This window comes from Shewanella sp. Isolate13 (genome assembly GCF_022398325.1).
Taxonomy (GTDB): Bacteria; Pseudomonadota; Gammaproteobacteria; order Enterobacterales; family Shewanellaceae; genus Shewanella.
The window spans coordinates 21,248-33,497 of sequence record NZ_JAKEVD010000040.1 but is presented as its reverse complement, the minus strand read 5'-3'; the positions used below and the strand labels follow the sequence as shown (position 1 = coordinate 33,497).

General features: G+C 45.9%; 9 protein-coding genes. 5 read left to right on the top strand and 4 right to left on the bottom strand.

Annotated elements, in window-relative coordinates; all coding sequences use genetic code 11:
* Positions 1-99: 99 nt before the first annotated feature.
* Both L1D44_RS18850 and L1D44_RS18845 read right to left on the bottom strand, forming a co-directional pair.
* Positions 100-1,008: a class I SAM-dependent methyltransferase gene (locus L1D44_RS18850; protein ID WP_239892832.1), complete on the bottom strand. Its 909-nt coding sequence runs from the start codon at positions 1,006-1,008 to the stop codon at positions 100-102.
* Between the two features lie 5 nt (positions 1,009-1,013).
* A complete protein-coding gene (locus L1D44_RS18845) occupies positions 1,014-2,180 on the bottom strand; it encodes an AI-2E family transporter (RefSeq protein WP_239892831.1) in 1,167 nt (388 codons plus the stop codon).
* A gap of 89 nt (positions 2,181-2,269) precedes the next feature.
* Here L1D44_RS18845 and folX point away from each other — a divergent pair, with 89 nt between their 5' ends.
* Together folX and L1D44_RS18835 are read left to right on the top strand one after the other, a co-directional pair.
* Entirely contained in the window at positions 2,270-2,641 is a 372-nt protein-coding gene (gene folX / locus L1D44_RS18840; protein ID WP_239892830.1) for a dihydroneopterin triphosphate 2'-epimerase, read from the top strand.
* A gap of 54 nt (positions 2,642-2,695) precedes the next feature.
* Positions 2,696-3,601: a TIGR01777 family oxidoreductase gene (locus L1D44_RS18835; RefSeq protein ID WP_239892829.1), complete on the top strand. Its 906-nt coding sequence runs from the start codon at positions 2,696-2,698 to the stop codon at positions 3,599-3,601.
* An 83-nt stretch (positions 3,602-3,684) separates the two neighbouring features.
* Here the strand turns inward: L1D44_RS18835 and L1D44_RS18830 are convergent, their stop codons facing one another.
* On the bottom strand, positions 3,685-6,138 hold the full coding sequence (locus L1D44_RS18830) for an FtsX-like permease family protein (protein ID WP_239892828.1): 2,454 nt from the start codon (positions 6,136-6,138) through the stop codon (positions 3,685-3,687).
* Positions 6,129-6,860 (bottom strand): ABC transporter ATP-binding protein, encoded by a 732-nt coding sequence (locus L1D44_RS18825; protein WP_239892827.1) that lies wholly within the window; start codon positions 6,858-6,860, stop codon positions 6,129-6,131. Before L1D44_RS18825 ends, L1D44_RS18830 begins: the two co-directional genes overlap by 10 nt.
* Here L1D44_RS18825 and L1D44_RS18820 point away from each other — a divergent pair.
* The 3 genes from L1D44_RS18820 to L1D44_RS18810 all read left to right on the top strand — a co-directional run bounded on the left by L1D44_RS18820 (position 6,841) and on the right by L1D44_RS18810 (position 12,238).
* The gene (locus tag L1D44_RS18820) at positions 6,841-7,470 is read left to right on the top strand and encodes an arylesterase (RefSeq protein ID WP_239892826.1); all 630 of its coding nucleotides are present in this window, start codon (positions 6,841-6,843) and stop codon (positions 7,468-7,470) included. The genes L1D44_RS18825 and L1D44_RS18820 overlap by 20 nt on opposite strands.
* A gap of 131 nt (positions 7,471-7,601) precedes the next feature.
* Complete coding sequence (locus L1D44_RS18815) at positions 7,602-8,726, top strand: DUF481 domain-containing protein (protein WP_239892825.1); 1,125 nt, start codon at positions 7,602-7,604, stop codon at positions 8,724-8,726.
* Between the two features lie 857 nt (positions 8,727-9,583).
* The gene (locus L1D44_RS18810; protein WP_239892824.1) at positions 9,584-12,238 is read left to right on the top strand and encodes a parallel beta-helix domain-containing protein; all 2,655 of its coding nucleotides are present in this window, start codon (positions 9,584-9,586) and stop codon (positions 12,236-12,238) included.
* Positions 12,239-12,250 lie beyond the last annotated feature (12 nt).

Here is a 12,250-nt window from a genome sequence, read left to right as displayed (position 1 = left end):
GTGCACCACAGCAGACAAGGCTTTTAGTTAACCTTGCCCATAAAAAAGGCCAAACTCATGGTTTGGCCTTTTAGCTCTAAGTCAGCAAATAGACGCAGACTAGCTCTTTCGATAACGCAGCACTTTTAGCGCTTTGTTAGGGTCGACATCTTCAAACACCGCAGGATTCTCAAGCTGCTCACAAAACACTAAGCTTGGGCTGTACTCGTTTACCTGCTCCATTAAAAACTCGATGCTCAACTCTGGCGCATTTAAGCAAAGCAGCATGTCGCCATCTTCACTTAGTAGCTCAGGTAATCTTTTCAACAGGCGAGCGTAGTCCTTAGTCGCGACAAAACTGCCCTTTTGATTACTGGGCGGATCGGCGATGATTAAATCGTAAGGGCCAAGCTTGGTGAGCTTACCCCAAGATTTGAAAATATCATGCCCCAGAAAACGCGCGCCGACTTTAAAGTCATTAAGTAGATGGTTTTGCTTACCAATCGACAATGCGCCTTTACTCATATCGATGTTGACCACTTCATCGGCTTTGCCCTGTAATGCAGCCACTGAGAAGCCACAGGTATAGGCAAATAAGTTCAATACTTTCTTGTGGGCACTATTCTCACGCACCCACTGGCGGCCATTGCGCATATCGAGAAACAAACCATGATTCTGGCCACGCATTAGATGCACTTGAAAACACGCTCCATTTTCCGTGACGATATGCTTCTCAGGGACTTCACCTTTAATGATCTCGGTATGAGTCTCACCACCACGGCGATATTGGAACACAAGATTGAGTGGCTCATCCCCCTTTAACTCAACCCAGCGTTGCTCAATGGCTGCGCATAAGCTGTCTAGCTCAACACTTTCTAATACTTTAAAGCTGGTTAACAACAATACGGGCGAGAACCAGTCGAGACAAAGGTGTTCACAGCCTTGAAAACGCCCTCCTCGACCATGAAATAGTCGCGCGACATCTTCTGATAACTCAACTTGCTCTATTGCTTCAATAAATAACTGCATCAAACTCACTTTTCTCTATTCTTTGACTCTGAACTCTCTAACTGAGCGCTTTCTAACGCAGAGCTTTCTCGTTGAGACTTTTCTAACTCAGCACTTTCTCCCTCAACAGGCGCAGCCGCTTTTGCTACTTGTAGCTGTGCTTCAGAGACATCATCCCCAAGTAAAACGGCTAGCCAACGACCGCCAGAACTAGACTCGAGTGCTATTTTTACAATCATGGTCAGTGGCACCGATAGCAACATCCCCACAGAGCCTAGCAACCAACCCCAGAAGATTAATGATAAAAACACCACAAGCGTTGATAGGCCTAAGCCTTTACCCATATACCTAGGCTCAACGGCATTGCCCATTACTGTATTCGTACCTAAGTACAGCAGCGCCACACCACCAGCAGCGCCAGGGCCTAATTGAATGAATGCCAATAGCACAGATGGGATCGCCGCAATAATCGAACCGATATTTGGAATATAGTTAAACAGGAATGCGATAACGCCCCATAACAAGGCATAGTCCACACCAATAAAGTAAAGGCCTACACCGATAATCAAGCCGGTACCTAAGCTGACGAGTGTCTTGATCACCATATATTGATTTACCGAATGCAAGAAACGGTCGACCTGCTTTAATCGCATATCCGGATCATCTAGTGCTAAATGCATCTTGGTCGAAAAACCATTCGACTCAAATAACATAAACACCACGGTCAAGATGATTAAGAACAGATTTGCCATCACACTGCCTACACCGGACAACATATTCGTGGTCATCGACAGGGCTACACCCGGATCGAAGTAGGCCAAGATCTGTTCTTTAGAGATCTGAATATTAAACGCGGCAAGCTTCTCAACGACCCAAGAGAACTGGTCGATTAACTGATCACGATAAAATGGTAACTGTTTAGAGAACTCATTAATCGAAGTACCAACCACCGAGGCCAACCATAGCCCCATCATCACGATAAAGACCATCAACAACAGCACAGCCAAGCCTCGTGGCGCACGGTGGCGTGTCATCCAGCTGATCATTGGATTACAGATCACGGCGATAAATACTGACAGCACAAAGGGAACCACAATCGGGCTTGCCGCCTTAATACCCGCTAAAATTACAACGATAAACGCCGAAATAGCAAAGCCTTTAAATGCTACGCCTTGGTTCTCAAATCGTCTCATTACAATAAAATCCTTCTTGATTCACTATAATATTGATAGGGTTATATAAACTGCTTCAAACATACACAACAATAGGGACATCGTTATTTATGAAACCAGAAATCGCCGTGATCCGAATCAAAAACCTTAGGCTACGTACCTATATAGGGATCAAAGAAGACGAAATACAAAATAAGCAAGATGTCATCATAAATACCATTATTCACTACTGTGCAGACAAAGCCAGAAACAGTGACAATATGGATGATGCCCTGAATTATCGCACGATTACGAAAAAGATCATTGCTTTAGTTGAAAACAACCGCTTTTCTTTACTGGAAAATCTCACTAGCCAAGTCTTAGCCATTGCCAGTGAACACGACTGGGTCGACTTTGCTAAGGTTGAAATCGACAAGCCACATGCGCTGCGCTTTGCAGATTCCGTCTCTCTTGAGCTGTGTTACCAAAAACAATCGATCTAACGACTATAATCTAACGTACAGACAATTATACTTTTTAAGCTATTTAATCAGCCTATGAAAATATTAATGACTGGCGCCAGTGGATTTATCGGTAAGCAACTGGTCAAAGCCTTAGAGTTACAACATCAGTTAACTATTCTCAGCCGCGATCCACAGCGCTCAGCCATTATACTGGGCGCGAAGCATGACTATTTAGGTTCATTAGATGAGCTCAAAGACTTAGATAATTTCGATGCCGTTATCAATCTAGCGGGTGAGCCTATCGCCGAAAAGCTCTGGAGCGGCCAGAAAAAGCTCGATATTTGCCAGAGCCGCTGGAGTATAACCGAGCGACTAACAGAGCTCATCGAAAATAGTACTACGCCACCACATACCTTCATTAGTGCCTCTGCAGTGGGGTATTACGGCAATCAGAATCAAACTCAAGTCGATGAGAGCTATCAAGCCAGCGATGCTAATCTAGCCGAGTTCACTCATCAGGTATGTCACCGCTGGGAGGATGGCGCATTAAAGGCGCAGAGTGAACAGACACGGGTCTGTATTATTCGAATAGGGCTCGTCCTCGGTAGCACAGGCGGCGCCTTGGCTAAGATGTTACCCGCGTTTAAACTCGGGCTTGGTGGGCCGATCGCCAGCGCAGAGCAAGGCATGAGCTGGATCCATCAGTCCGATCTTGTTCAGCTTTTCGTGCATCTGCTCAACCGCTCAGAATGCAATGGCATCTATAATGGCAGTGCGCCAAACCCTGTTAGTAACCAAGAGTTTACAAAAGCACTTGGACAGGCGTTAAACCGACCTGCCTTTATTCCTATGCCAGCCTTTGTATTGAGAGTGGCTTTGGGAGAGATGTCTTGCCTATTAATTGAAGGACAATATGTCATACCTAAGCGCACCTTAGACTCAGGGTTTGTATTCCAATATCCTGAGCTTGAAGCGGCGCTGAAACAGTTGCTCACTTAGTCTTATTCCCTGCAACGTGAGCAAGTTAATATCAACAAAAAAAGGGATAGCTAGGCTATCCCTTTAAACAGGAGTTTCCCATTCTAGTGCGTTTTAAGTAACTCACCGCAGGACTTATTAAGTAACTGTCTGCAGCGCCAAATGCCGAGCGAAGCCACAATGAGTCCACCGCAAAATGGTGCTATCCCCCACCAGGGCCAATGCATATAAACATTAAGCTCAAACACCTGAGTCTTTAGCAGATAGAGAGTAAACTCGGCGACAATCACCGCCAATATGCCTGCAATGGTGCCAAGCAGTGCAAACTCAAGTCCTGTTGCCGCTCGCAGCAACCATCCAGATGCGCCAAAGGTGCGCAATACGGCAAGCTCTCTTTGCCTAGTCGCCATCCCCGCCTCTGTTTGCGCAATCATCACCAAGGCACTTGCTAATAACACTAAGACTAATACCAGCGATAACGATAGAGAAACTTGGTCGATGATCTGCCGTAGCTGGCTCACCATGGCCCCGACATCTATGATAGATACGGTCGGAAACTGCTTTATCAAATCGAGGATGAGTCCACGCTGAGAGTCTGCAAGATGAAAACTCGACATCGAAGTATAAGCAAAGGGAGCGAGTGCTTCTTGGGTAAAGATCATAAAGAAATTAGGCTGCAGTGTTTCCCAATGCACCGCACGAATGCTGGTAACCTTCACCGTGAGAGGCTGGTTATCTATGGTGTAAGTTAAGCTGTCACCTATAGATAAACCTAGACGCTCCGCGACGCCCGATTCGACTGATACATCATAAGTGTCTTGATTAAAGCTACCCTCTAAGATCTCATTATTGGGGGGCAGACTCGCTTGGTAGGTTAAGTTTAGCTCTCGAGCGATCCCGACCCGCCCCTCTTTTCCCTCTTGCTTTTGCGCATTAGAGATCAACTCCTCACCATTAATTTCGGTTAAACGGCCGCGCACCACAGGATAAATAATAGGTGACGCTTTAAGATGAGGTGCTAAAAAGTCGCTAATGGTTTGCGTCTCTTCTGGGGCAATATTGACTAAGAAGTAGTTGGGCGAATTTTCGGGTAACTGCTTTTGCCACTCCAGCAATAAGTCTTGTCTAAGAGCCAAAATAGTCAGTAGCAATACCAAGGCGCTGCTGAAACCGACAAGCTGCACCGCGTTTTGCTTGGCTCTGCGCCTGAGTCCTGCTAGCGCCAACTGTAGCGGATTGGTGGTTTTCATGCCGACGCTATGACCTAAACGGATCATAAAAAAGCCCAGCACACTCAGTAAGGTCCCCAGTAGCAAGACCGCAGCCACAACAGTTAAGGTTAACGCTAAGCTTTGAGAGTAGAGATAGCCCAGCAGCGCCATCGCACCTAAGCTTAAAATAAGGTGCAACCACATCCCCAGCTGCAAGCCTTCAAGCTGACGTTGTAATACTCGAAGAGGTGGAATAGCCAATAAACGCATTAGCGGATAGGCGGAGAACATAAACGCGCTAACAAAACCTGTCGCTATGCCTAGCATGATTGGTCTACTTACCGGTGGCGTATATGCGGCAATCTCTATTGGTAGAAATGCCGTGATGCCCCGTTCTAACACAAAACCACCGAGCAAACCAAGCAGTACGCCAACTGCGGTAACCAGCAATAGATGAGTCCCAAATAACACTCGGATCTGCTTCGCCGATGCACCAAAGGTTTTCAACATAGCCACCACATCATAGTGACGCTGACAGTATCGCTGCGCAGCAATACCAATGGCCGCACAGGCGAGCGCGATACCTAACAGACTGGCTAACAGTAAAAAGCGCTCTGCTCGCTTAACGGCACCGGCAATGGGCGAGTCACCCGACTGCACATCGACCCAACGCTGACTGGTATTGAGTAACGGCTTTACTCGCGCTTCAAATGCCGTTAACTGTCCAACATCGCCAGTGAACTGGTAACGATAGGTTACCCGGCTCCCCGGTTGAATAACTTGTGTCTTGGCGACATCTTCGATGCGCATCAGTACAACAGGGGATGACGCAAACGGGTTAAAACCCGCATCAGGCAAGCGAATAATTTCCTTAGATAAATTAAAGTTCGCATTCCCAAGCTCTATTAGCTCTGGATAACCTAACAGGCCGCCGAGTCGCGTCTCAAACCAGATATGACCTAGCTCTGGTAAACCCTGAGCCTTACCAGTACTGAGTTCGATATCGCCCTTTAAAGGGTAACCTTGCTCAACCGCCCTAACGGTAACTAACTGAAACGCGTCACCAGCGTAAACCATGGAGTTGAATTGCATGCTACCGACCCGAGCAACACCTAGCTCGTCAGCCACTTGCAAAATTTGCGGATCAATTTTGGCTGGGGAGTCGATGATACGATCAGCCGCGATAAATTTTGATGCTTGCCCGTTAATTGCCATCTGCAAGCGCTCGCTAACACTGGCAAGGCCCGTTACCGATAAAACGGCCAAGGTGATCGCCAAGATAATCAACAGCAATTGTCCTTGGGAAAGCTCCCGCTTAAACAGCCGCCAAGCTAAACTTAACTCCATGCGCTTGCCTCTTCTGCTCCTTGAATCCTTGTCATCTGTTCGTTTTGCTTCTCACTTAAACAGCCTGAATCCATAATAAATTGACGCTGACAACGGCTAGCTAACTCCATATCATGAGTCACCAACACTAAGGTTGTATCACTCTCACGGTTAAGTTCAAACAGCATATCGGCAATCTTATCGCTATTAGCCGAGTCGAGGTTACCCGTTGGCTCATCGGCAAACAGCACCTTAGGTTCACAAATAAAGGCTCTAGCAATGGCAACCCTCTGTTGCTCCCCACCAGATAGTTGATTAGGGAAATGAGTGAGTCTATGACTTAACCCCACTCGCTCTAGCATCGCCTCGGCCTTCTCTTTAGCCTTAGTTATGCCGGCAAGTTCGGCAGGTAACATCACGTTCTCTAGTGCATTTAGGGTATCAACCAACATGAAAGACTGAAAAATAAAACTGACTTTCTGTTTACGTAGGGATGCCTTACTCTCTTCATTGAGATCTTCTAAGGCAACGCCGTCGAGCTTTATCGAACCGCTAGTGGGAGAGTCTAATGCAGCAAGTAAACCTAGCAAGGTTGACTTCCCCGAACCCGAGGGGCCTAGAATAGCCACACTCTCGCCGTGCTTGACATCCATATTGATGCCGTTGAGGATAGTCAGTAGACCCTCTTGAGTAACAACAGATTTAACTAGGTGGCTTACAGTTATGGCGCTATTTTCAGACATAGATTCCTTCTTAGGCTTCAAGAGCCGACTCGGCGGCTTAGCCTTATTATTAATTTTCAGCAGTTTTAAACTGAGTGCTGCCCCTATATTAATCCTAGGTGATAGCCTAAGTGCAAGTTATGGCATGCCTGAAGATCAGGGCTGGGTACAATTATTACGCGAAAAAATGCCCGAGCACAGCATCGTAAACGGCTCAGTTAGCGGTGAAACCTCCGCGGGTGGACTGCGCCGACTCCCCGCGCTGCTTGAGTCGACGCAGCCTAAGTTACTGTTAGTCGAGCTTGGTGGCAACGATGGCTTACGGGGTTTTCCACCTAAACAATTGAAAAACAATCTTACAAAAATCATCGAACTGGCAAAGGAGCAAGAGGTCAAAATTCTGCTCAGTGAAATCATGGTACCACCTAACTACGGCCCAAGGTACGCATCACAAATTAGCACTATTTATAAAGAACTTGCAGAAGAGCATGGGGTTACTCTGATGCCATTTTTTATGGAACAGATCGTCACCGACTCTTCTCTCATGCAAAGAGATGGCATCCACCCTAATCAAAAAGCACAACCTGCAATTGCAGAGTTTATGTTGCCCTGGTTTGAGCAGGCTTTATAATCATCCATAAATCATTGCACCACCTTGTTTTTAGTTAAACCCTGATCTGTAAATCAGTACCTTTGATTAAGCTGACATCAACATAATAAAGTCAGCCGCCGAGGTATTAATATCCTATCAGGGAGAGTTAAATGGAACCCCATATGCGCTATTCTCTTATTGCGGCGGCTTGTTTCGCCACCATCAGCTCCGCTTCTGCAAACTCGGCAGAGCCTACCCCACAAATCAGCCCCGTAGCCCCAAAGGAGCAATCGTTAAAGCCTGAACAAGTTTATCCTCCTGTAGACAGCAAGTATGACTGGTTGCAACTGACCTCATTAGAGCTACTAAAAGGTGAAATTAAAAACCTTTATGATGACAAACTAGAATTTGAGAGTGATGAACTCGATACGGTGTTTATCGACTGGGAAGATGTGAAAGTGCTGCAAAGTAGCGGCATCGTTAGTATTGGTTTTACCGATCTAAGCACTAAAACAGGTCATTTATTAGTTGAGAATGGTAAGTCTTATATTGATGGTGAAGAGTTTGATAACTCTCAAATCATGACCATTATTGCTGGTGACCAATCAGAAGCTAACTACTGGTCCAGTAAAATCACGCTCGGTGCTAACTTCCGTAGCGGCAATACAGACCAGATAGATTACAGTGCCTTAGCTAAAACCATGCGCCGCACAACAGAGTCACGCTTCAACCTAGACTACATTGGCAACTACTCTAAAACCGATGGTGAAAACCGCATTAATAATCATCGTATCAACACTAACTTTGACTGGTTTATCTCCAAACAGTTCTACTTAAGACCCGTGTTTGCCGAGATCTATAAAGATCCCTTCTCAAACATCGACTACCGAGTCACGGTCGGTTCGGGTCTGGGTTATAACATCATAGACAACTCAAAAACAGAATGGAGCATCAGTGGCGGTCCTGCATATACTTATACTCGATTCGATGAAGTTACTGACAATGAAGAGATCGATGATGGTAGTGCAGCAATGGTGATAGAAACGGTTTATGACACCGAGATCACCAGTGATATCGACTTCAATACCTTATACCGAATTCAGTATGGTAATGAAAAGTCAGGTGGCTATACCCACCACGCAATTGCCACGCTTGAGATTGAACTCACCAGCATCTTCGATCTCGACCTTTCGTTTGTTTGGGATCGCATCAATAACCCACAACCAGATGCAAACGGCTTTACCCCTAAACAAGATGATTATCAATTCATCGTGGGTTTTGGTATTGATCTTTAGCCAACCGCGCTTAGGTTGAAAGCTCTACTTGGAAAATTCCCGCTACGATAGATAGCGGGAATTTTTTTATTCTTACTTAACTGATACCAAATCAGTTCAAATATTTGGTTGCTCAGCGAGAGTTTAGCGGCACTGAGACAAGGTCATGAATTGCTCCTCGGTAACTGCTCCTGCATTACTCTACCTCTTATATCCAAATAGTTATGCATTAGTGACATTCGCTACATCTGACCTCCAAGGATGGAGGAAATGTCTTATGTATGTCTGGAACATACAAGACCATGCAGCTCGTAACGAATGAAGAGCATAGTTGAACTAGAGTTAAGCTCCCCCTTGTTCCTTAAGAGTCACAGTATCAGCCCCGCTAAAACTCGTCATTCTGGAGCGCTTTTGGCGCCTACTTCTGCGTTAAAAAGCTTCAGCAGGAAGCAAGCATTCTTTCAGCTATTCGCCTTGAATAAGTTTGCCCAAAAACGCTCTGAGTAGATCAACTTCTTATACTGATTGGTATAAACCCATGAAGTTAAATTGTTTTACATTTCTAAAGTCGGCAGGAAGTTAGATTAAACTAGACAAAATACAATCGTCACAAAGCGTCGAGACCATTAATTAACCCGCCACAGTTCGGTAAAATTATTAGTCAATTTCTCAAGCAGACCTAAATCCATACACCCGTTTAAATGTGACCTTGTTCACATTAAATTTCAAATAGTAAGCCTTGCTTAAGCGTTTAACCTGCTATCAAAAACACAACTGATAACACAATGTTAATTAATTGTTGACCACATTTCACATTGCTTATCTTGTACGCCAGTGCAATCTAGTAGTCGCATAATAAAAATAAATTTGGAGACGCTATGCTCAACAAGAAACCTTCATGGCTTATGCCAACCTTAATTGCCAGCGCTGTAGCAATAAGCCTAGGAGCTTGTTCATCAGACGATGACGAACCCAACGTAGCCGAAGATGACACAGCCGTTGTCACACCGACGCCAGATCCCGGCCCTAGCTTCCCTGATGGCGCCATCATGGTTGAAGATGGTGAAAACCTCACCATCCGTATTCAAGAGGCCCTGATTAATGCACAAAGCGGTGACGTTATCGTGCTACCTAAAGGTAATTTTGAGATCGAGTCGACACTACTTTTTGACGGCGATGTCGACGGTGACGGCAGTTATGCAAAAAATGTCACCATCATGGGCTATGGCATGGAAGAGACGATTCTTGACTTCTCCAAGGCGAACTCCGGTGACGGTATCTTCGTTCAGAATGCGCTCAATATTATCATTCAAGACCTCTCGGTCAACGAAGCCAAAAACAACGGTATTAAGCTTAAAAACACCAATGGGATTATTCTTCGTCGACTCGCTACGGTTTGGGAAGGTGAGCTAGATGAAGGTAATGGCGCTTACGGTCTCTACCCTGTTGAGTGTGAGAACATTCTAATTGAAGATACTTATGTACGTGGTAGCGCCGATGCGGGGATCTATGTCGGGCAGTCTGAGTATATTGTCGTACGACGTAATATCGCCAAAGAAAACGTTGCCGGTATTGAGATTGAAAACTCGAAATATGCCGACGTATATGACAACGAAGCCATGGGTAATACTGGTGGTATTTTGGTATTCGACCTACCTATCGGCAACCACAGATACGGCTCGAGTGTGCGGATCTTTAATAACAAAGTCTACGACAACAATACCAAGAACTTTGCCAACGCCTCAGCCAACCCAGCAGGTGTACATATCGTTCCACCAGGAACCGGTATGATTATTCTCTCTACCGATGATGTGGAGATCTTTAACAACGAGATCACCAATCACGATACCATGGGTGTGACTATCTCAAGCTTCTTCATCGCCGAGCCAGATATCGAGACTTTCGTCGCTAACTATGGTCAACCCGGTCAACCTATCGAAGATGGCTGGCGTCCAACGCCCCGTAATATATATCTGCACGATAACGTGATTGAAGGCTATGGTCAGAAGCCAAATGGATACCTTATCGATGACATCATCAAAGGTTACCTGTTTACTCATGGCCAATTCCCTGGCGTACTTTATGATGGTTTAGGTGAGTTACTTTCCAATAACGGCACCGCAGCATACCTTGGCTTGCAGGAGCTACCTTTTGCAGCAGATGGCAGTGATAACATCTGTGCCAGCAATAACGGCGATGTCTCCTTTGGTCGTCTGTATGCAAACGACAATACCGATATGGCCAGTCCCGAGTTCCTATTTGAGAAGACTCAAACCGAGATTATGGATTGTCAGCAGGTGAGCCTTCCGGTTCATACCGTGACATTTGGCGAGCAGATTTTCGGTTGTGGCGTTGATGATGAAACAGAAGGTTGTGACGGTGGTAACCTCGTTGGTGGCGGTGGCAGCATAGGCGAAGGTGAAGGTGGCCTAGATGGCGATGGAGATCTCAGTCTGTGTAAGGCTGAAGGCTCAAATGCCTCTTGGGACGCGCTACTTAAAGCCAACTGCCCTAACCTGTCTGACTACAACCTATTCGCCGATATGAAGAACCCAACGGACGCACCGAACTCTGGCGGTATGCCTTACGACATGAATACCCAGCTATTTACCGATTATTCGAGTAAGTATCGCTATGTATTTATACCAGAAGGTCAAAAAGCCAACTACTCAGAGAATGAGTCATTTGAGTTCCCAGTCGGCAGCGTTATCGTTAAGTCTTTTGCCCTACCTGCTAACACCAGCAAGCGTGGTATTGCGAACGAGGATCTAGTTGAAACACGCCTATTGATCAAGCGTGAAACCGGTTGGACTGCACTGCCTTATGTTTGGAATGCTGAAAAATCTGACGCTGTTTTGGCCAAAGCAGGAGCGATTCAAGGCAAGAGCGTGATGCATAATGGCGAAGACATGGAGTTTGACTATGTCGTGCCAAGCATGAACCAGTGTAAACAGTGCCACCAGTTAAAAGCTGATGCTGACAGCCCAGCTAAGTTTGCCCCTATCGGTACTAAAGCGCGTAATCTCAATAAGGATTATAGCTATAGCGATGGCAGCATGAACCAGCTACTTAAGTGGCAAGCTGCTGGCATATTACAAGGCCTACCAGAGCTAGCAAGCATTGATGCTGTACCTGCCTTTAACGATGGCGATGAAGTAAACCTTGCCCAGATGTCTGATGCCGATCTAATGAAAACGGCTAAGGGTTACTTAGACATCAACTGCGCCCACTGTCATCGCCCAGAAGGTAACGCTTCAAACACAGGCTTAAAACTTGAGTACTGGAGAGCCTACGATGAAGATGCAGGTTTATCACATGGTACGTGTAAATCGCCTGTTGCCTATGGTGGCGGATCACTTGGTTTTGATATCGTGCCCGGTAGCCCTGAAGAGTCGATTCTGCACTTTAGAATGGAGTCGAATGATCCAGGTGACAGAATGCCAGAGATTGGCCGTAGCCTATCCCATGCTGAGGGTGTTGCCCTTATCAATGAATGGATTAAGCGTCTGCCTCAAGCAAGCTGTTCTAACTAGCAGGCTAGTACT

Bases quoted from the DNA above. Each gene is read 5' to 3' on its own strand.
- L1D44_RS18815 (WP_239892825.1), top strand. From the start codon at position 7,602: ATGGAACCCCATATGCGCTATTCTCTTATTGCGGCGGCTTGTTTCGCC.
- L1D44_RS18820 (WP_239892826.1), top strand. From the start codon at position 6,841: ATGGCGCTATTTTCAGACATAGATTCCTTCTTAGGCTTCAAGAGCCGA.
- folX (WP_239892830.1), top strand. From the start codon at position 2,270: ATGAAACCAGAAATCGCCGTGATCCGAATCAAAAACCTTAGGCTACGT.
- L1D44_RS18810 (WP_239892824.1), top strand. From the start codon at position 9,584: ATGCTCAACAAGAAACCTTCATGGCTTATGCCAACCTTAATTGCCAGC.
- L1D44_RS18845 (WP_239892831.1), bottom strand. From the start codon at position 2,180: ATGAGACGATTTGAGAACCAAGGCGTAGCATTTAAAGGCTTTGCTATT.
- L1D44_RS18825 (WP_239892827.1), bottom strand. From the start codon at position 6,860: ATGTCTGAAAATAGCGCCATAACTGTAAGCCACCTAGTTAAATCTGTT.
- L1D44_RS18835 (WP_239892829.1), top strand. From the start codon at position 2,696: ATGAAAATATTAATGACTGGCGCCAGTGGATTTATCGGTAAGCAACTG.
- L1D44_RS18830 (WP_239892828.1), bottom strand. From the start codon at position 6,138: ATGGAGTTAAGTTTAGCTTGGCGGCTGTTTAAGCGGGAGCTTTCCCAA.
- L1D44_RS18850 (WP_239892832.1), bottom strand. From the start codon at position 1,008: ATGCAGTTATTTATTGAAGCAATAGAGCAAGTTGAGTTATCAGAAGAT.